Annotated in this window: 19 protein-coding genes; 3 read left to right on the top strand and 16 right to left on the bottom strand. The window is 61.8% G+C overall.

Annotated features, from left to right (window positions below; genetic code table 11):
• Positions 1–357: 357 nt before the first annotated feature.
• Positions 358–564, bottom strand: a complete 207-nt coding sequence (locus AADW22_RS15720) for a hypothetical protein (RefSeq protein ID WP_354546230.1) — start codon at positions 562–564, stop codon at positions 358–360.
• Positions 565–1102: 538 nt separating this feature from the next.
• Positions 1103–2032: a DUF2493 domain-containing protein gene (locus AADW22_RS15715; RefSeq protein ID WP_407474650.1), complete on the bottom strand. Its 930-nt coding sequence runs from the start codon at positions 2030–2032 to the stop codon at positions 1103–1105.
• Between the two features lie 628 nt (positions 2033–2660).
• Here AADW22_RS15715 and AADW22_RS15710 point away from each other — a divergent pair.
• Positions 2661–2936: a hypothetical protein gene (locus AADW22_RS15710; RefSeq protein WP_009807941.1), complete on the top strand. Its 276-nt coding sequence runs from the start codon at positions 2661–2663 to the stop codon at positions 2934–2936.
• On the top strand, positions 2936–3268 hold the full coding sequence (locus tag AADW22_RS15705; protein WP_009807942.1) for a type II toxin-antitoxin system RelE/ParE family toxin: 333 nt from the start codon (positions 2936–2938) through the stop codon (positions 3266–3268). The genes AADW22_RS15710 and AADW22_RS15705 overlap by 1 nt, the downstream gene beginning before the upstream one ends.
• 193 nt (positions 3269–3461) lie before the next feature.
• Here the strand turns inward: AADW22_RS15705 and AADW22_RS15700 are convergent, their stop codons facing one another.
• The 8 genes from AADW22_RS15700 to AADW22_RS15665 form a co-directional block, all read right to left on the bottom strand.
• Positions 3462–4127, bottom strand: coding sequence for an ankyrin repeat domain-containing protein (locus AADW22_RS15700; protein WP_027238618.1), 666 nt, complete (start codon positions 4125–4127; stop codon positions 3462–3464).
• 53 nt (positions 4128–4180) lie between these two features.
• Positions 4181–4663, bottom strand: a complete 483-nt coding sequence (locus AADW22_RS15695; RefSeq protein WP_009807944.1) for a heme-binding protein — start codon at positions 4661–4663, stop codon at positions 4181–4183.
• A 106-nt stretch (positions 4664–4769) separates the two neighbouring features.
• Positions 4770–5375: a response regulator transcription factor gene (locus AADW22_RS15690; protein WP_009807945.1), complete on the bottom strand. Its 606-nt coding sequence runs from the start codon at positions 5373–5375 to the stop codon at positions 4770–4772.
• A complete protein-coding gene (locus AADW22_RS15685) occupies positions 5372–6886 on the bottom strand; it encodes a sensor histidine kinase (RefSeq protein ID WP_036783984.1) in 1515 nt (504 codons plus the stop codon). Before AADW22_RS15685 ends, AADW22_RS15690 begins: the two co-directional genes overlap by 4 nt.
• A 306-nt stretch (positions 6887–7192) precedes the next feature.
• Complete coding sequence (locus tag AADW22_RS15680; protein WP_027238619.1) at positions 7193–7921, bottom strand: DUF736 family protein; 729 nt, start codon at positions 7919–7921, stop codon at positions 7193–7195.
• Positions 7922–8046: 125 nt separating this feature from the next.
• Positions 8047–8352: a hypothetical protein gene (locus AADW22_RS15675; protein ID WP_009807948.1), complete on the bottom strand. Its 306-nt coding sequence runs from the start codon at positions 8350–8352 to the stop codon at positions 8047–8049.
• A gap of 14 nt (positions 8353–8366) precedes the next feature.
• Complete coding sequence (locus tag AADW22_RS15670) at positions 8367–12641, bottom strand: strawberry notch-like NTP hydrolase domain-containing protein (protein ID WP_027238620.1); 4275 nt, start codon at positions 12639–12641, stop codon at positions 8367–8369.
• 102 nt (positions 12642–12743) lie between these two features.
• A complete protein-coding gene (locus AADW22_RS15665) occupies positions 12744–12896 on the bottom strand; it encodes a hypothetical protein (RefSeq protein ID WP_009807951.1) in 153 nt (50 codons plus the stop codon).
• Between AADW22_RS15665 and AADW22_RS15660 the strand changes: the two genes are divergently transcribed.
• Positions 12895–13080, top strand: coding sequence for a hypothetical protein (locus tag AADW22_RS15660; protein WP_009807952.1), 186 nt, complete (start codon positions 12895–12897; stop codon positions 13078–13080). The genes AADW22_RS15665 and AADW22_RS15660 overlap by 2 nt on opposite strands.
• A gap of 70 nt (positions 13081–13150) precedes the next feature.
• Here AADW22_RS15660 and AADW22_RS15655 read toward each other — a convergent pair whose 3' ends face one another.
• The 6 genes from AADW22_RS15655 to AADW22_RS15630 form a co-directional block, all read right to left on the bottom strand.
• On the bottom strand, positions 13151–13669 hold the full coding sequence (locus AADW22_RS15655) for a type II toxin-antitoxin system YhaV family toxin (RefSeq protein WP_009807953.1): 519 nt from the start codon (positions 13667–13669) through the stop codon (positions 13151–13153).
• A complete protein-coding gene (locus tag AADW22_RS15650) occupies positions 13666–13992 on the bottom strand; it encodes a type II toxin-antitoxin system PrlF family antitoxin (RefSeq protein ID WP_005668772.1) in 327 nt (108 codons plus the stop codon). The genes AADW22_RS15655 and AADW22_RS15650 overlap by 4 nt, the downstream gene beginning before the upstream one ends.
• 126 nt (positions 13993–14118) lie before the next feature.
• Positions 14119–14772 (bottom strand): DUF6927 domain-containing protein, encoded by a 654-nt coding sequence (locus AADW22_RS15645; RefSeq protein ID WP_009807954.1) that lies wholly within the window; start codon positions 14770–14772, stop codon positions 14119–14121.
• A gap of 102 nt (positions 14773–14874) precedes the next feature.
• Positions 14875–15468, bottom strand: coding sequence for a hypothetical protein (locus AADW22_RS15640; protein WP_009807955.1), 594 nt, complete (start codon positions 15466–15468; stop codon positions 14875–14877).
• A 76-nt stretch (positions 15469–15544) separates the two neighbouring features.
• On the bottom strand, positions 15545–17527 hold the full coding sequence (locus tag AADW22_RS15635; RefSeq protein ID WP_009807956.1) for a ParB/RepB/Spo0J family partition protein: 1983 nt from the start codon (positions 17525–17527) through the stop codon (positions 15545–15547).
• A 155-nt stretch (positions 17528–17682) separates the two neighbouring features.
• The gene (locus tag AADW22_RS15630) at positions 17683–18072 is read right to left on the bottom strand and encodes a DUF3768 domain-containing protein (protein WP_009807957.1); all 390 of its coding nucleotides are present in this window, start codon (positions 18070–18072) and stop codon (positions 17683–17685) included.
• Positions 18073–18594: the final 522 nt, after the last annotated feature.

Below are 18594 nucleotides of genomic sequence, written 5' to 3'. Positions count from 1 at the left end.
CCCCGCGCGAGGGTCTGGCCGAACGCCACGTGTTCGGACGGAACCGCGGGCGGGCGCAAACCCCACCGACAGGGCGGACAGGCAGGGTCAAGGAGGGCCAGATTTGGGTCCCCAAATCTCTGCCGCAAAAACCGGGAGGCCCTGGCCGATAGGTTTTTGTGGATGGCCCCCTTGAGGCTGACTGACCGGTCTGTCGCGGCCAGACTATTCCGAGGGGAGTGCGTCCCTTGAACGCGCAGCGGCCGACACCAAGAGGAGGTCGCTGTAGGCGATCACACGCGCCGGTGACGGCATCCCTGGAACAGGGATCGGGCCGCCCCAAGATCGTCCTGGGGCGGCCCATCCTCGTCAGAGGATTTAGTCCTGGGGATCCTTCGCGCTCGGCGGGAACATCACCAGCTCCGAGACCGCGACCTGGAAGTCGAGCTTGAGGCTGAAGAACTCCGAACCATCCCCGTTGCGGGTGTTGCGGAACATGGCGCCCACGCGTTGGAAGCGGGTGCGCTCCTGGCCATCGGTGTCGGTGAACTTGACGGGGACGGTGGCGACGTAGTGGTTGGTCATTTGGGTCACTCCTTGTTGCGATGGGGATCACCCAGCACGGGGGCAAGAGGCCCGGTCGCAAGCGCAAATGCGGAGGGTCCGCGGCCAGCCGTGGAAGCCGTATTTGTGCTTGCCGAAGCGTGAGCTGAGGGCACGATTGGGCCGACCCCGTGCGATCCACATCGATGAGCAAAAAGGAGTGATCCGGATGACCCTTGCCATCACGCAGCCGCCACCATCCGCGGCCGCGTCCCGCCGAGCCTGGCCGGGGTGCTGACGGAGCCCGCCCGCGTGGATGCGATGTTCCGAAACACCACCCGAGGAACGCGCAAGTCTTCAGCCTCAAGTGGGACGTCTCGACCCCTCGCGTCTTGCGCTGCTGACGATCCACGTAAGGCGCGCACCATCCCCAGCCCGTACCGATGCGGATGGGCCGCACTCTGACGGACCGGGTAGAGGGATAACGGTACTGGACGCCGCAGACTGCCGATCACGCGTGACCGATTGCACGCGCCATGAGACATGACGAAAGGGCCGCGCCAAGCGCGACCCCCTCTCTTCAATCCTGTGCAGTCTTCTTAGCCGGGTCCGCAACCCGCATGACCGTCAGACCTTTCGCTTCCGCCTTCTGCCCGAGGTTCAGCGCGACCCCGTTGCCGCCGAAGAGGACAACCCCCGTCGCCGCGAACTTGTCGTCGAGCATTTCGTCGTTGCATTTGAACGGTGCCGCCCGGCCATGCGCTGACCAGCGCGGATCGAAGCGCGCCTGCGCTACCCCGCGTGCCCGGGCCCACCGGGCCGCAATCATCTCCGCCCCGTGCTTGCCACCCTTGTGGCAGAGGAAGATCTCCTGATTGCGGTTCTGCTTGATCCGTTCGCGAACCTTGTCGAGCGTGTTGAAGACCACATCGACATCGGTCCAGTCGGTAGCGCCTGAGACGATCAGGGGAACCCCCGCGACTTTCGACTTCTCGGCGGTTTCGCGGTCGTGCTGCTCGAGGAGCTGCCGTGCCTCGAAGACCGCCCCGGTCTCTTGCGCGCGGACGCTTGCGCGCGACCCGGCTGCCGGGATGAAGGCGTGACCGGTCTCGATCTCGTAGCATTCCGCCGCCGCCTCGCTCATCACCTCGATGGCGCCGACGATCTCGCGCAGTTGCACAAAGCGCGCCTGCGCCTCCTCAATGGCGGTCTCGGCGATCTCCGATCCATCGTGGGATTTTGCCAGGGCGCCGATCTTGTCGGCGGTGCGGTCGACCTCCTTGCCAAGCGCCAACTTGCGGCGCTGCAGGATCGTCGCGAGCCCGTGCGCGAGCGGTTCGATCTCCGCTTCGAGGCCGGTGTTGCGCAATTGCCCGAGCAAAGCCTCGAAGCTCTCGCGGATGATGCGGTCGGTCAGGACGTGATCCTCCGGGATCGGCAGCTGTGCGTCCTTCTCGGTCAGTCCGAAAAGCTCGATGGTCTCGTAGGTGTTTGCGGTGTCGTAAGCCATGTCTGGTCTCCAGTGTTCGGTTATAGAGCCACCACGTGAGTGTGGGGGCATGGCCGAATGTCTGGTTTCCGAATCTGCCCGGGTCAGGGACGGCGCAGCCGCCGGCTTGCCGGGCGCAAAAGTTTTCCGCGCGCAGCACCCGACACATGCGCGCGCTCACGCACGGGACCGCCCCGCACCACAAGCGCCGCCCTCGCCGAAAAGTTTTGCGATCCTTGACGCGGGCTGATTTGGGGGCCATCCGGAGGATATGCTTCCGCACTCATGTGTGTGTGTTTTGACGGTAGGTTTGGCCGACCCGAGCAGGCAAACGGCCCGACCGGACGCGGGAGACGGATGCAGTGGCGGGATCGTTTTGGCCTCGGGCCAAAACAGACCAGAGCGCAATCCGGCGGAGCGGCCGGGGTGGGACGTGCTCGCGAGGCGGGCAAACCGGGATGCCGGGTGCGACGCCGCGGTGAGGCCGCATGGCCGAATGCGCGACGGACCGAAGGGCCGTTCTCCCCTGCGACACGCGCAGCCGAGCGGGGAGGCCGCAAGGCTATTGACGCATTTCGCTCGGTCGGCCCGACCTGCTTGCCAGAAGCGGCAAAATTCGGTAGTCTATTGGAGCACCAAGGAGTTTGCCATGAGCGTTCAAAAGCAATCTGTCAGTTTCACCGACACGGCCTACACATTTGCCAAGGAACTGGTCGAAGCTGGAGAGTACCCAAATATGAGCGCGGCTGTTTCGGGTGAATTGGCGAAGGCCAAGGCAGAGCGAGATCGTGAACGGTCTTTGTTTGAGGCTGAATTGGAACGCCGCCTGTCTCTGCCACTCGACCAATGGGAACCCGTCGGCGAAGCGTCCGACGTCACGGCCAGCGCACGGGCCCATCTTGCGGCGATGGCCAAAAAGACCTGATGCGATTTATCAGGCATCCGTTCTTCGAACGGGACCTTATCGGTATCGTTGATCATATTGTCGACGTGACTGACGGTGACCTTGCAGCGGCGAGCCGTCGACTAGATGAAATCGATGCCCTTATCCAGAACATTGCCGCAAACCCAAAATCTGGTGCTCGCCTCAGCGGCAAGTTGGACGGATGGCTGGTGCGCCATGGCGGCACCGGTCAGCGACTGACCATCGTATTCAAACCGCATGTAGACGCCGCACAGATATATCTCGCTCTTGTCGCGTTCGGCGGCCGGGATTGGATGAGACTGGCGTCAGCGAGACAGGTCTTCACTGACTAGCCTTAGAGCCATGGAGTGGCCGGGAAGTTGTAGACCGGACCTTCGCTGCGCCGTGCGCGAACTGGTAGGATGCGGGACAAAGTGCCCTTTCGCTGCGGTTGCGCCAACGGCTGCTATGGGAAGGTTGCATTGAGGTTGGTGGGCACGGCAGCCTTCAAAATAGCACGATTTGGTAAGGTCATTGCCCCACATCCTATTGCAGGATTTCGACCATTTCGGCGTAGCCGCGCGACGTGGCGTGTTGCAGCGGTGTGACGCCATCGCGATCACCGATGGATTTATCTGCTCCTGCATCAACGAGGATTTGCAACGCCTTGATATGATCTGGGCCGCCGTCTCCTAAAACGACAGCCTCTATCAAAGCCGTCCACGCCAGATTGTTGATATGATCCAGTGGTGCGCCGCCATCCACCAAACGTGCAACAACGTCGTGATGCCCGAGGTGGGCGGCCGCGATAAGGGCTGTCCCGTCGTAGACACTGGTGATCAGGTCAGGGGCGTTCCCGAGTTCCATTGCAAGTGACACCATTTCAGGATCGTTCGCGACAGCGGCGATGGTCAGCACGTCATAGACGCGGTTTTCCAGCGCATTCATATCCGCGCCTCCGTTTGCAAGTGCCGTCAGCGCGTCATCGTGTGATGCGAACGCCGCGACATGAGCAGGCGTGCGCTGGGATCGATCTCGGATGTCCACATCGGCACCTGCTCCGATCAGTCGGTTAATTACATCCACGTCGCCTTCGTGGGCGGCAAGATGCAGACCTGTGTAGGACGCAATGTCTGATGCTGACGGGGCTGTCTGCGCATGGGCAGACCCAAAAGAACCAATTACCAAAGCGAGCAGCAGGAAACGAAACATGATGTTGCCTTTCAGAAAGAGGGGCCCGCCCCCCGAGGGACGGGCCATGTACTTTACTCAGCACCGATTGCGTCAAGACCTGCGCGGGCACATGTCTCGTCAATTGCGCCAGATGGTGCGCCACCGACACCGATGCCACCGACCAATGCGCCACCGATCCGGATGGGCAGGCCGCCAGCCTGGATCACCAGACGGCTGTCCATATCGCGCAGACCACCGTTTTCAGGGTTACCACCGATAAACCCCGCAAGACCTGCCGTGTCACGGCCCATACTGGCGGATGTGAACGCTTTGCCTGTGCTGGACCCAACGGTATGCGGGCCCGCGTTGTCGGCACGCAATAGCACTTTGGTCTCGCCGCTGCGCGCAACGATTGCGACGCTGACATTGTGACCTTCGGCAGAACATGCAGCGACGGCAGCCTGTGTTGCTGTGGTTGCCATATCGAGCGGCAAGTAAGGAGCTGTGGGCAGGTCTTGGGCGAAGGCTGCAGCGGGTGTCAGCAGAGCTGTGGCAAGTGCGATGGAACGGATCATTGTGTATTTCCTTTTGTTGAACTGATGCTCCAGTTCTAATTCGCCGCTGTGATCGGCGATATTCGTAGCATCCGCAAAGGTGTCCGTAGTTCTACTGATAAGTGTGTTAGTCTGCCTGTGCATCCAACCAATAACGGGTCAATTCCGCCGCCGAGGACGTGCCCGCTTTGGCCGCAATAGCCGCGCGGTGACTTTCAACTGTGCGGGGTGACAGGGTCAGCGCGTCAGCGATTTGCTTGGTCGTCAGACCCTTTGCGATCATCTCAAGAACCTGTTGTTCGCGTGTGGACAGATTGCGCACCAATGCCACCGCTTCTGCGCGTTCTTCCAAAGCCTGCTGGTTAGCTTCCAGCTCTGCATGACCCTTCTGGATTGCGTCGATCAGGTTTTGTTCGTCGACGGGCTTGCTCAGAAAATCAATCGCCCCATTGCGAAACGCGCGCCTGCACGCCTCGATATCGCCGTGTCCGCTGATAATGACGGTGGGCCATGACACGCCTTTCTCGGTTAGCTTTTCTTGCAGTTTCAGCCCCGAAATAGCAGGCATCCTGATGTCAAGGATCAGGCATCCCGGCGTCAAGTCTGCCACTTGGCTCAGGAATTTCTCGGGCGAGGCAAAACTGCACACATTCAGCCCGACGGTTTCCAACAAAAGGCTCAGCGCGTTGCGAACAGCCTCATCATCATCAACGAGGTAAACATGGTTGGTCATGGTCTCACCGTCTTGATTGAGCGCGGCAGGGACAAACGGAACGTGGTCTGGTCGGTGTCGTCGAGCAGCTTGATATCACCGCCCATTTCCTCAATCAGCCTTTGACACAGCGCAAGGCCAAGCCCCGTTCCATCCGGTTTGCCTGTCACGAAAGGCTCAAAGACGCGAGGCCTAAGGTCGTCAGACACCCCCGGCCCGGTATCGCTGACATCCAAAATGACCGACGGGCCATCGACATACGTGCGGATCGTGACCTGTGCCTCGTCCGAGGCATCAAGCGCGTTGCGCATCAGATTAAACACAACCTGTTCCAACTCGACCGGATCGGCGTCAATGAAAAGTGGGTGATCATACAGCGACAGGGTAATGCCAGCCCCCTTCGTCTTGGCCTCCAATGCCAACAGATTTTTAACGCTTTGCGCGGCTTCATGGACGGAACAGGCCTCAGACGGGGCACGGTTCGGTTTGCTCCACCTTCGCAGGCGATCAAGGAGATTTGCCGCGCGCTGTGCTTGGGATACCGTGTCGTCCAACACAGTGCCAAGACGTGCGACCTCACCACGCCGCGCCAAATGGCGGCCAGCCTGCGCTTGACTCAGGATTGCGGTCAGAGGTTGCGCCAGTTCATGCGCCATGCCGCTGGCCATTTCGCCCATTGCATTCACGCGGGAGGCGTGGGCTAGCCGCGTTTCCTGCGCGCTCAGCTTGGCGCGGTCTTCTGCATCTTTGGTGCGCGCGCGTTGCTTTAGACCGAAGGCTGACAGCAAAAAGAGGGCCGTGACCAGTGCGATAACAAAGACCACTGTCTCGACCGGCAACAGGTCAGACAGCCCAATTGTCAAAGAGGTCTCAAACACCAAAGGCTGAGACGCACTGCCGAGCGGTTTGGAAAACCCAGTCTCACCCGATGAAACCTCACCGACCAATGCCGTTTGACCATCAGGCGTCGACAGACGCAAAGAAGCTGATGGCGTGTCCCAAAACGGATCATCTGTGGCAATCAGCGCGCGGGCGTCAATCACCAGCGCTAAACCGTGCCGTGCCGCATCAGAATTAGGGGTGCGTTTCACTAGCAGATAGTGATCCGGCAGGTCCGGCATTGGCCCAATTTGCAAAGCCCCGGTCGAGCGGCGGGCCAATTCAATGACGCGTTCCCTCGCCTGTAACGAAAGACCGGGCTGCGTTTCTATGGCGGTTTGGGACGGAACGTATGGGACAACATTCACCGACGTAATACGTGGGTAAAACCGCCTGATCGTCGCGGCCACGTCTAACAGTAAGTCCTGCCGCTCCATCCCACCAGCCACAAAAATTGCAGACAACGATGTCAGATGCGCATCGTGCTGATCAGCCCGCTGTGAGGCCAGACGATGCAGCGTTTCACTTTTGATCGTCAGTTCACGCACCAAGTTCTGTCGTTCAAAAAACGCCACCCCGCCGAGAGCGAGCATGACGGCAAGCGCCCATAGCAAAGTGTTCCGCCAGAAGTTTGTTGGATATGAGACGGCCATTTGCATTCATCGCAGGTGTCGGCGCAAACACCAATCCGTATTTCTACGGGCAAAAAGCTTTGCGTCAATGCCAACCGGCTTGAGATTCCTTAACAAAAAGACCTACATTTTCATCTGCGCAAAAGAGCGGACATTGATGCAACGTGCAGCATTGGATCTTCTGGGCTCTTCGGTAGCATTAGCTGCGGGCGACACGAACGTCAGCAATGTACGCCGGGTTCATTCAACCACACCAGTACAGAAAAAGGGGAACCGTGGTCCCACGGCTCCCCTTTCGGTTCAGATCGTCTCCCCCTCGCGCGCCGATTAGGCAACCAGCGACAGCCCCGCGCCTGCGTCCTGCGGTTGCTCACCGCTGTCGATGAACGGGATGATCGAGAAGGTCTGCCCGCCGCGCTGTTTTTCGTTCTGCACGGCGTTGACGCGCAGATCGCCATCGGGCGTGTTGATCAGCAGCGACAGGTAGTCATTGCCCGTGCGGCTGCTTTTGGCCATCCACGCCGATCCGACGCGGATCGGTGTGCCCCGGGGCGAGCTGACCTCGACGCGGTAATCCGGGTGGGTCTCCTCGGATTTGTAGCTGTTCTCGATCAGCATGAACTCCAGATCGAACATCATGTTGGCGATGTAGCCGGTGAAGGCGTTGTCAGCGTCCATGGCGGTCAACTCGCCCGAGATCGAGCCGGACTTCATCAGGCCGTTCGAGACCAGCGGGATGATCTCGAAGTCGCCGCTTTGGGTCGCGCGCGCCTCTTTCGTCTGCACCGCGTTGACCCGGAACGGGCCCAAGCCGACATCGATCTGCATCGAGACGTAGGGGTTGCCGCTGGTATTGCCGGTCTCGTTCCAGGCCGTGCCGATGCGCACCTTGCGACCGGATTTGTTGACTGCCGTCACGTCAAAATCCGGGCTGCGTTCGGACATCTTGGCCCGCGCCTCCAACTGGATGGCGATGTCAAAGCGCGTCGAGTGGATCATGCCGGTGTACTGAGCGGCTGCGGTCTCGACATTGCGGGTGAGGGTTCCTGCGAACATGGGATGGTTCCTTTTCAGATTGTTCGGTGCCTGACGTTCTTGCCAGCGCATCCGGGATTGCTTTCTCGACCCCTTGAGGGATCACAAACCAGAAAGCTCGCTTTCCTTTCTTCCCAACCTTCAGTTTAGCGCTGACGCCTGAAAGACTGTGCCACCTTCCCGCCGGGTACGACGCCCCTCCCCTGCCCGTCTGGCCTCGGATGGCTGTCCTGGGTATTCTCGTCGCCCTCCTCCGATCCCGCAATGAAGAACTCTGCTTCCTCCCCGTTCAACCGCTGCCCGCTCCGGTCGGTCAGCCCGATGGTGCTACCGTTCGGCTCAAACGTGATCAGGTATTGGCCGAGGCTGTCCTTGTGCACGCGGTAGCCGGTGTTGGCCCAATGTACGGTCTGACCTGCATCGATGGCGGCTTTGATCTCTCCGAGAGTCATGATCGTCCCCTCGCCTATTCTGCTGCCACTGAAGTTACGTCCCAAGTGGCGTCTGGTCCGGTTCCAACAATCCGGGAGAGGATGCCCGCTGTGTCGATCCCGTCCCCGTGCGGCAGAAACACCCGCAACTGAAAGGCGATGATCTCCGTGAAGCAGCCGAGGGCCTTGAGGCCGTCGATCATGCCCCGATCCGCACCGCCCAACTCAAGGCGCATCTCGCCTGCGACACGACGACGGGTCAGAGTCAGACCCCGGCCCAGATCGACCGGCGCGGTGGTGCCGAGGGCGGCGGTCAGCATCTCCTGCGGTGTTTGCGGATTGGAGACGAGGAAGCGGGCGCGCAGCGCGGCCGCCCCTTCTTCGCTCAGCGTCCGCCCGATCATCGCGGTCGCCCCGTCGGGCGTGACCCGGTAGATGCGCTCATTGGTGGTCGGAATGTCCTTCCAGATAGGCAACAAGAGCCCGGTCAGCAGGTAGAGCTTGATCGTGGTGGTTTTTGGCAGGGACGCAGCCTCGGCATCCCAAAGCCTTGCAAACTCAGGCCTTCCGATGTCTTCCCAGGCCGAGGACTCGAACCGCGTCTCCTCCAGATAGCTGGACCCGTTTGGCCGCACCGCCTTGCGCATCAGCGTGACAATGTCCTCGTCATACATCTGCATGGGGCGCGCCGAGATGAGCGCTGCGCGTCCCGAAGCACGGTTAACCATCGGTAGCTTGTCGGGATTGCGCGACAGGGCGTCATCCGCCGACAGCACGTGGACCGGGTCCGTCACCTCAAGTCCGATGATCCGCGTCACCGCCCCGGATTTCGGGCAGGTCCAGAGATCCTCGGTGGAGACCTGCTCGATCTTTTCGCCGCGCAGGGTTTCCACGCCGAGATCGAGCGTGCCCGCCGCGCGCGCCCGTTCCGTCTGATCAGCGATCCGACGCATGAACTCGGCAAAGAGCGCGTTCTGCATGTGGATGGGAAGGGCAAGCACCCGGTTGAGAAACCGCTGGATCGGCGGCAGCTCCTCGAGCAGCACCCCGTCCTTGTCGATCAGCCGCAGGGCCGTCCAGTCGGTGAAGCTCTCGTAGCTCATCGCCTCAGCGCGTCCGGCGGCAAGATCGGCGAAATACCCACGTAGTGCGGCCCGCGCGATCGGGCTTTCCAGATTGTCCTCCTCGCGGAACATGCCCTGCGAGCCGGTTTCGCGCTGACCCTTGGTCAAGGCCCCCAGCTGGTCGAGGCGTTTGGCAATCGTCGAGGTGAAACGCTTTTCGCCATGCACATCCGAGGTGCAGACGCGGAAGAAGGGCGCGCTGACCTGGGCCGAGCGATGGGTGCGGCCCAGCCCCTGGATGGCCGCATCGGCGCGCCAGCCGGGTTCCAACAGGTAGTGCCGGCGCCGTTTCTGGTTCTTCGCCGTTTGCGCCGCGTGATAGGACCGGCCCGTACCGCCTGCATCGGAGAAGATAAGGATATCCTTCTCGCCGTCCATGAAGGCTTGGGTCTCGGATGAATTACTGCTGGCGGCGCGCTTTTCGATGAAGAGATGACCATCCTCGGACTTGAGGGGCCGGATGGACCGCCCCGTGACTTCTGCCACGGCCTCGTCGCCAAAGGCCCAGAGGATCTGATCCAGCGCCGAAGGGATCGGGGCGAGCGTCATCAACTCCATCATGGCCGCATCTCGCAGGGCGAGCGCCTCGCGCGAGACAACGAGCGCGCCGGTCTCATCCCGCAAAGGTTCGGCCACCATGTTGCCGTCGATCTCGACCAGCTTTTGCGCATGAATCGGGAAGGCCTGTTCGAGGTAGCCCAGAACATAGTCGCGCGGCGTCAAGGCCCCCTCAACGAGTTCATCCTCCGGGTCCATTGTCTCAAGTCGACGTTTCAGCAGGCTCTCACCTGTCGAAACCACCTGGATGACGCAAGCCTTGCCCGTTGCCAGATCGTCCTTGATGGCGTGGATGATGCTTGGAGCCTTCATGCCCATCAGGAGATGGTTGAAGAAGCGCTGCTTCGTGCTCTCGAAGCGAGATTTGGCCGAGGCGCGTGCTGCCGACGCATTGGTCTCGCCCGAGGCATCGTTGACGCCGGTCGCAGTCAACGCCGCTTCGAGATTGTGGTGGATCGTCCGAAACGCACCCGCGTATGCGTCGTAGATCTCGATCTGGGCCGGGGTGAGCGCGTGTTCGAGCACGTCATACTCCACGCCATCAAAGCTGAGGGCGCGCGCCGTGTAGAGGCCGAGCGTCTTAAGATCACGCGCGACCACCTCCATGGCAGCCACGCCGCCGGCTTCCATCGCAGAAACGAAACTCTCGCGGCTTGGGAAGGGGTATTCGGGGCCCTGCCCCCAGAGCCCCAGCCGCGCGGCATAGGCGAGATTGTGCACGCTCGTGGCACCCGTGGCCGAGATGTAGAAGACGCGGGCGCGGGGTGCTGCCAGTTGCAGCCGCAGGCCAGCAAGGCCCTGCTGGGAGGGTTTGACCCCCCTGCCCTGCTCGGACCCTGCTGCGTTCTGCATGGCATGGGCCTCATCAAAGGCCAGCACGCCTTCGAACTCCGCGCCCATCCATTCGAGGATCTGGCTCAGTCGCGTGGTGCCGCATTTGCCCGCGGACCGCAGCGTGGCGTAGGTGACGAAGAGGATACCGTCGCCCATCGGGACCGGCTGGTCCGATTTCCATTTGGAAAGCGGCTGAATGTCGGCAGGCGAGCCGCCGAGATCGGTCCAGTCGCGGATCGCGTCCTCAATAAGCGTGGCGGATTTGGAGACCCAGATCGCCTTTCTGCGCCCGGCCAGCCAGTTGACAAGGATGAGCCCCGCGCATTCGCGGCCCTTGCCGCAACCGGTGCCGTCGCCGAGGAAATAGCCAAGGCGATAGGCACGTGCATCCTGGTCATCATCGGCGCGCGTCAGCTTGGTCTGGTCGTAATCGATAGTGAACCGACCGGGCAGGTCGCGCCCATGGGCGTCATGCGCCATGATGATGGTTTCCAGCTGCGCCTCGGAGAGGTGACCCTCCTCGATCAGCTTCGCGGGCAGTCGCAAGTCATCACTGCCCGTGTTTGAGGGCATGGGCGGGGCAACCGAGGCCATTGCGATGCTTTCAACGAGCGGCGTGGGATGTTCCTGCGCACTCGCAATCTCGATCCGTTGCGGACGGTAGCGCGCATAGATGTCCGAGATGGGCGTGTTGTCGCGCGGGGTCTGAAGGCTTGTGAAGCTGAGCGGGACAACGGCCTTGGCCCGGGGTTTGGAGGGGGCGACAGGCGCAGCGGCGGCCTTGCGCGGGGCAGATGATGGAACGCTCGACCGAGTATGAGGGATCGCTGCCGCCCGTTGGACTGGGCGCATCTCGGTCCGGGTCGCGGCCACGGCGTCAACGAAAGGAAGGACTTCCTCCAGATCCTGAACCGCGGCGCGGATCATTTCGCCGTCCTCCTGCACCTTGTCGAAGACCATCAGCTGGGTTTCGACAGAGGTGCCGAGCTTGCGGTAGACCTGCCCCGGCATCGTCAGCGCCAAGCGTGGCGTCAGGAGACCGCAGGCGCGGGACCAATGCGCGGCATCGCGTTCGGGCGTGAATCCCGGCGGCATGATCGCCACCAGCCGCCCGCCGGGCGCGAGACGCTTTGCAGCCCCGATGAGATGTTTTGCAGCGATGTGCTTGTCGCGGGAACGATCGACCGAGGAGGCGAAGGGCGGGTTCATCACCACGACGTCGGGTAGAACCGGCGTCTGCAGCAGATCGTCGATATGCTCACCGTCATGGCCCGTCACATCGCCACCGAAGAGGGCCCGCAGGAGGCACTGGCGAAAGGGGTCGATGTCGTTGAGCAAAAGCGTGGCACCAGCCCGGGCGGCGAAAGCTGCCAGGGCACCGGTGCCAGCCGAGGGCTCCAGAACGGTCTCGCCCTTGCGGATCGCCGCGGCCCGCAAGACCAGCGCCGCAAATGGCAGCGGCGTGGAAAACTGCTGCAGCCGGATCTGCTGCTCGGAGCGGCGGGTTTCCGTCAGCAGCCGTGAGGCAAGCAGCTTTGCAGCAGCGAAGTCACCTGCCGCGCCGTCCCCACGCAGCACAACCTGGATGGCTGCGGCCTGCATCAGGTCATAGGCTATGCGCCAGTCCCAGGCGCCCCCGGCATCGCTGCCATGAAACGTCTCGCGCATGATGCGCGCCAGCGCTGAACTGCGCAGGGGTTGATGGTCGATCTCCGCGCCGATCTGCGCCAGCGCAGAGGTGAAATCAGCGTCGGAGGTTGAGAGAGCCGGGCTTGCCGGATTGGGCTTGGACATGGGATTTTCCTTTGGATCAGGGTCTGAGTTCCAAAGGACAAAAAGCCCGCTTTCACTTTTCATGGTGACGGGGGTCAGACCGCGCTGACCTCCAAGGCTTGGTCAGGACTTGGCTTCGACCTCCCGTTTCGCATCAATCAATGCCTGTGCGGCCTGCATCACCTGAACCTGAGATGTTCCCGAGCGTGCATCCTCCAGCGCGGCCTGCACCTGCGCGCAAAACCAGGCGTCATAAGAATTCGCTTCAGCGGCCATGGAAATGCTCCTCGAGAGCTTTATCCAGAAGCTTGCCAAGGCCATGGGGCATGTCTGCAACGTGCACCGCGACTGGCAAACGGCCCCGCTTCATCTGGGACGCGCATTGCTCATCGAGACCAAGAAGTGGCCCTTCCTTTCCCGTTTCGTCCATTGCGTTTTCTCCAACCGTGTTAAGGCGTGAGGTTACATCACCTTGCGTGATACCGTAAACGGCGGTGCCGTTAGGGTCGCAGAAAATCATCCTAGGCCACTTACCGATCGGGCGCCGCTTCAAGGGAAGTTTCGAACCGCTTGTCCGCCGCCGCGGCTTCTTTCAGGAGCGCGTCAAAATTGTCAGGTGGGTTGCCATCTTCCAGCATCCCTTTGAACGTCGCATAGGTATCCGTCTTGCTGCCATAGGCGCGCAGGGTCTTGTCGTCGTTCACCCAGGCCACCACGATGACCTTCGCATCGCTGTTGAACCGATAGAACAACCGATACTGTTGGAAGAATTTCGCCCGGAACCAGTGCTTGCGGTGATCGCCGAGTGTGCCGCCTTGCCGGAAGGCGGCGGCACCCGGATCTGCCGGTATGGCCTCGGTGACCAGCTTGAAGATGGCGGCCAGCCGTTTCGTGGAATTCTTCTTGCGCCAGGTCTTGGGATCGCGTGCCTTACGCGCCTCGACCTCCAGGGTCAGCCCTTCGAGCTGGTCCAGAAAGAGCGGATGCGCATAAATCGACCATCCGTTTACGACAAGGGGCGCTTGAGCGGGCACGCTATCGCCGCTCATTCATCCTCGAGCGATAGCGGCGCATCGAGATCGACGTCAACGTCTCCGACCAGTGCTGCAAGACGGTCATGCAAAGCCCCATCGAACGCCCGAATGCGGTCCGGATGCGCCTTGATATCGGCCTCGACAAAATCGAGAAAGGCGCCGAGCACAGGATCTTCCTCGTCGCTGCGCACGGGCTCAATATAGACCCTGCCACTCGGCTCGGTGCAGTAGCGAATCTGGTCGCCCTTGCCCAGCTTGAGCTGCTTGCGCACACCCGCCGGCACGGTCGTCTGATACCGATCCGTGAGTTTCGAGACATCTTGTGCGAGCGCTGTCATGGCAGTCTCCTGAAAGAATGGGGGTCTTTGCTGCCTGCGATAGGTAATGCATTTGCATTGCTCTGTCAAGATAAGCCGCAGGATCTGCTGTCGCCGGGCAGGTCGATGAACCGTCCGGCGCAGCACCTAGTCTCGCCCCGCGAGATACTCCGCCAGCACAGGACTGGCCGCACCCTTCGCGAAACTGAGCAGCTCCGAGCCCGCAAGCGAGGCCTTCGACAGGCGTACGAGCCCACCGGTTTCCTCGATGCGGTAGCAGCGGCGTTTTTGCCGCCCACGCCTGTAGTGCGTCGCGGTCACGATCTGGCAAGTGCTGCCATCGGTGAGCGTCACAGGGGTGGCGAGCCTGATCTTGTCGCCTTCCTCGTAGTCCGGGATCGCAGCCCAATCCCGGCAGCGCTGGCGCCAGTCCTGGGCGTAGCTGTCCGGGTCTTTCAGGTTGGAGAGGAGCCCGATCAACGCAAGGGGAGCACGAGACTCGTTCGGGCCAGCGCTTTCCTCCATGTCCTTGTAGCCCCAGCAGCCGTCATCATATCGGGTGAGGAAGACAGCCCCGAACGTGATGGAGCCATCCACATCGGTCACATAGGTCGCGTCTTCGACAGCGGTGCCGTCGAGATTGGTGACCCTTGCCGCCGCATACCAGGTGGAGCCGACCTTGCAGGCTTTGACCAGTTCGGTTTTGCGCGTGTCGCCATGAGAGGTGCAGAGCCGGGCGATTTCCGCTTTCTCATCCGCGTAGGTTTTGACGCGGCGGTCGGTGTAGAAGAGCCATCCCATCTCAGAGTCCTTTCTCTAATTGGGGGAATTGTTGTCGCCAATGTCCCGAGAAGGCCGCAGGCCTGGCAGGGTATTGGCGATGCTTGTTTGAGAAAGGGCGCGTTACGCCGCCCTCCGGTCATCGATTTCCATCAGCGCATCGAGCGGCACGCGGTAGGGCTGCATGGCGTCGAAATCCTCGCAATTGCCGCAGTTCTGCACGATCGCGAAGGTGTCGCAGGCATCCTCGAGGATGACCCGGAAGGTGCCGCCGAGGCCCGAGGGCACCTCGTAGGTCCCGCCGATGAGATAGTCCGAGGCCCGGCGCACGAAGACGCGGATGCTGTGGCCATCGGTGGCCAGCCGGATGGCCCCCCGCCCCCGGTCGATGAGCACCTGCACGTCATCCAGGGTGTCGGTGTAGAACTGGCCGGTCAGATCGCGAAACGCCATGCGGCGCTGCGCCATCCAGTCGGTGTCCCGAAACGGGTTCATGCCGTCGGCGAAGGCGAAGGACGGATCGGCCTGTTCGGTGGTGACGATACGGGTGGTCGTGCCATCGATGCCGTTTGAGCGCAGATGCACACCATTGCCGACGATCAGGATCAGGGCGGGCCTGTCCACGGGCCCGTTCCAGTTGGGCAGGAAGGTTTTGCAGGCGCGCGCATGGGCGATCTGCGCCGCAACTGCGGAGGCAGAGAACTTGAGAATAGCCATGGGGATGTCTTTCTGTTCGGTTTGGAAGGGTCGACCCGCGCGGGCGACGTGGTCCACGCGCGGGTCGCGTAATGGCTCAGGCCGCTTGCGCGACCTCGCTGTCAGGCTCCGGGGTTTCCGCAGTGGGCTCCGCCTCATCACAGGCGACACCGGCGGTCTGCATCATCGGCGGGCACCAGGCGGCCACGGCAGCGCGCTGCGCGTCGGTGAGCGTGGCGAAGGGTTCAGCGAAGAGTTTGTCGCAGAAGGCGACGATCTCCTTCTTGCTCGACGAGGCGAGCGTCACAGCCTCCTGGGCGAGACCCAGATCCTCACCGAGGATCTTCAGGAGCCAGGCCTTCTTGAAGCGGTTGAAGAGCGCCGCATTCGGCGTCCAGTGGGCGCGGATGTCGGGCATGATCTCGATCTCGAACGCATGCATCAGGCTGTCGCGCTGGCGGTCCCGCGCGAAGCAGGACTGCGTGGTGCTGGCCGTGGCATAGGCCACGAGCTTGGCCTTCTCCCCAGTCTTCAGCGCGCGAAACGCCGCGAACTGATCGGCGGGCGGGCGGGTATCATCGAGCCAGGAGAGGTCAAGCGCATCATGCGCCGCCGCCACCTGCTCAAGCGAGGTCTCGTCGATCTCGTCCATCTTGGCATGGCTGCGGTATTCCTTGCGGGCATCGATCTTGATCGCCTGTGTGACACTCATGCCGCTGGCCAGAACGTCACTGACCAGCTTGAAGAGCGTCAGATCGAGCGTGGCTTCCGGATGCAGCGCCATCGCGGCGCCAAGGGCCATGGCCCGCTCGGTCTTGAGGTCCTCTGCCAGCGAGGCTGGATAGGTGATTTCTCCGGCGTCTGGGGCCTCCTCCCCAGTCGGGTTAGCCGAGGAGCCGCGCGCACCCTCCTCTTTGACGGTGTCCTCCGGGCGCACGAGGCCAATATGGAGCGTGATCTGCCCACCCTGCCACGAGGCAATCACACCAGCGCGGGCGAGGTCCTCGGCGCTGTAGGCCTCCTGCAGATCGCGGGCTTCCTCTTCCAAGGCGTCCACGCGCTCGTAAAGGGCGTTGTAGGCACCGTCCTCGAGCCCCTCATCCTCCATCTCGAGCTGCAGTTTCTCAAGCTCGGCGGTGATTTCATCCACGCGCTTTTGCGCAGCCTCATCAGGCTCGATCGGGCCGGGATAGACGCGGCCGTAATCGGCCATGGTCGCGTAATCATAGCGGACCATCGCATCGGCCCAAGCAAAGCCCAGCCTCATACGGGCGTCCTCGGCGGCTGCACCAAGCTTCTCGAGCAAGATGGTCTCGACCAGAGCCGCATCCTCAAGCACGGAATGCTCATCCAGCAGATCGGCTGCGACGGCACCGCCACGCGCCTCGTAGTCCACGCGCACGAAAGCCCCGATATCGTCGCTGACCTGCACGCCGCGGGATTTGAGGGCCTGACGGACGGTATAGGCCTGCAGATAGCCGCCGTCCTTCGTGAGCGCCTCGAAGACCTCGCGCTGCGCCTCCTGGCTTGGATGCTCAGCAAAGGCCTTCATCGTGTCGAGCGTGATCACCTTGCCCCGGGCCGCGGCGCGGATGTCGGGGTGGATAAGGCCATAGCGCAACCGGCCTTTCACGGCGGCCACCGTGGTGCCGAAGGTCTTTGCGATCGTCTCGGGCGTTTGGCCATCGACCTCCATCATCCGGGCGAAAGCCTCGAACTCGTCAATGGCGTTCATCGGCGCCTGGGTGACGTTCTCGGCGAGCGACAGCGCCGTGGTGACGTCGCAGTCTTCTGGCACAAGGCGGCAGTCCACCTTGGTCTTCGCCGTGAAGCCCTTGATGGCCTTGTCAGCGACCAGCTCCTTCAGCGCGGCATGCCGCCGGCCACCGGCCAGCACGGCGTATTTGCCGTCGAACTTCTGGACCAGGATCGGCTGCAAGAGGCCCAGAACGGCGATGCTGGCCTTCAGATGCGCGATGTTCTCGGGATCATAGGTTTCCGGCGAGTTGCTGCGCACATTGGCGGGATGCGGGACCAGATCGCCGATGGCGACGGTGAGAGGGGCAAAGTTCGTGGTCATGGGGTATCCTTCCAGGTGGGTGAGGTGTGGCCCGCGCCTTCACCCGCGTGACCAATCCCCGGCTTCAGGGATCACCACGACAAAAGGCCCACTCTCCCTTTGAGGGGTCAGTGGGCCTTCATCGCCTGGGGTTTCAGCAGGGGGTGTCCCCTGCCCTACCAGTCGCGCGCCAGCATGATGGTCAGCACGCGCATGGTGGTGGCGGGATTGTCCGGGGTCTCAGCCCCGTAGCGGAAATCCGAGTCTGCTTCATAGAGATCGATTTTCCAGAACACGGTCTCGCCCCGGATCTCGACCGCGCCAAAATCGTGCCATCCCTCGGGATCATTCTCAGGCTCGAATGTGGCAAACTCACCGGTCGCCTTCACCGCCTCGGCCATGAAGCCGTCACCGGCCTCCATAAGCGCGCGGGTGACATGCATCCGGCCCTGGATGGGCCGCGCGGGCGGCACTCCAAGGCATGCGAGCTTGCGAAACGCGTCGTTCTGCGCCGCGATCACGGTCGGATCCGGACGGTCTGGCAGGGGTTGAACGGTCATGGACATGGGGATCTCCTTTGAGAAGTTAAAACACCCTTCTCAAAGCCCGCTTTTTCTTTTCCGCATGTCGGAAAACCCGGTCCAAACCTGCCCGAACCAAACAGTTCCGACAGTCCGCTCAGCGGGACGAAACTGCGGTTCGCGTCACCAATTCGATTGTCCGCTTCGGCAATGACAATGCCTATGATTTCCTCGCCAATATGCAACCGGCTCAAAAAGAAAAGATCATGGCGATGACAAGATCCTAGGCACGGCCCTCTACACCTCATTGAGATCCGACGGGATGACGAAAATCTAGGCTGGAACAAAGAGGGGTGGCGCAATGTGCTGTTTTGTTTTCGTGAATTTGAAAAATCTGACATCTCTGACAGGGCATTTTCTCGTGCCCGAACCCTTGGGAACCAATCGCGCGGGTTGTCAGCATGATGTCGCCCTAGTAGCGCTGTCGGACAAATTGGAATTGGTCCGACAGCGCCATTCAGCAGGCGTAGCGTGTCCGGTTCGTCATCTTCGCCGAGGTCTTGAGTA

The sequence above is a fragment of the Sulfitobacter sp. PM12 genome, assembly GCF_045586035.1.
GTDB lineage: Bacteria > Pseudomonadota > Alphaproteobacteria > Rhodobacterales > Rhodobacteraceae > Sulfitobacter > Sulfitobacter pontiacus.
The sequence above is the reverse complement of the archived record's forward strand: the minus strand, read 5'-3'. Positions and strand labels throughout refer to the sequence as shown.

Bases quoted from the DNA above. Each gene is read 5' to 3' on its own strand.
- AADW22_RS15675 (WP_009807948.1), bottom strand. From the start codon at position 8,352: ATGACTCTCGGAGAGATCAAAGCCGCCATCGATGCAGGTCAGACCGTA.
- AADW22_RS15700 (WP_027238618.1), bottom strand. From the start codon at position 4,127: ATGTTTCGTTTCCTGCTGCTCGCTTTGGTAATTGGTTCTTTTGGGTCT.
- AADW22_RS15635 (WP_009807956.1), bottom strand. From the start codon at position 17,527: ATGACCACGAACTTTGCCCCTCTCACCGTCGCCATCGGCGATCTGGTC.
- AADW22_RS15630 (WP_009807957.1), bottom strand. From the start codon at position 18,072: ATGTCCATGACCGTTCAACCCCTGCCAGACCGTCCGGATCCGACCGTG.
- AADW22_RS15710 (WP_009807941.1), top strand. From the start codon at position 2,661: ATGAGCGTTCAAAAGCAATCTGTCAGTTTCACCGACACGGCCTACACA.
- AADW22_RS15645 (WP_009807954.1), bottom strand. From the start codon at position 14,772: ATGGGATGGCTCTTCTACACCGACCGCCGCGTCAAAACCTACGCGGAT.
- AADW22_RS15685 (WP_036783984.1), bottom strand. From the start codon at position 6,886: ATGGCCGTCTCATATCCAACAAACTTCTGGCGGAACACTTTGCTATGG.
- AADW22_RS15670 (WP_027238620.1), bottom strand. From the start codon at position 12,641: ATGTCCAAGCCCAATCCGGCAAGCCCGGCTCTCTCAACCTCCGACGCT.
- AADW22_RS15705 (WP_009807942.1), top strand. From the start codon at position 2,936: ATGCGATTTATCAGGCATCCGTTCTTCGAACGGGACCTTATCGGTATC.
- AADW22_RS15695 (WP_009807944.1), bottom strand. From the start codon at position 4,663: ATGATCCGTTCCATCGCACTTGCCACAGCTCTGCTGACACCCGCTGCA.
- AADW22_RS15715 (WP_407474650.1), bottom strand. From the start codon at position 2,032: ATGGCTTACGACACCGCAAACACCTACGAGACCATCGAGCTTTTCGGA.
- AADW22_RS15690 (WP_009807945.1), bottom strand. From the start codon at position 5,375: ATGACCAACCATGTTTACCTCGTTGATGATGATGAGGCTGTTCGCAAC.
- AADW22_RS15665 (WP_009807951.1), bottom strand. From the start codon at position 12,896: ATGGCCGCTGAAGCGAATTCTTATGACGCCTGGTTTTGCGCGCAGGTG.
- AADW22_RS15640 (WP_009807955.1), bottom strand. From the start codon at position 15,468: ATGGCTATTCTCAAGTTCTCTGCCTCCGCAGTTGCGGCGCAGATCGCC.
- AADW22_RS15660 (WP_009807952.1), top strand. From the start codon at position 12,895: ATGGAAATGCTCCTCGAGAGCTTTATCCAGAAGCTTGCCAAGGCCATG.
- AADW22_RS15720 (WP_354546230.1), bottom strand. From the start codon at position 564: ATGACCAACCACTACGTCGCCACCGTCCCCGTCAAGTTCACCGACACC.
- AADW22_RS15655 (WP_009807953.1), bottom strand. From the start codon at position 13,669: ATGAGCGGCGATAGCGTGCCCGCTCAAGCGCCCCTTGTCGTAAACGGA.
- AADW22_RS15650 (WP_005668772.1), bottom strand. From the start codon at position 13,992: ATGACAGCGCTCGCACAAGATGTCTCGAAACTCACGGATCGGTATCAG.
- AADW22_RS15680 (WP_027238619.1), bottom strand. From the start codon at position 7,921: ATGTTCGCAGGAACCCTCACCCGCAATGTCGAGACCGCAGCCGCTCAG.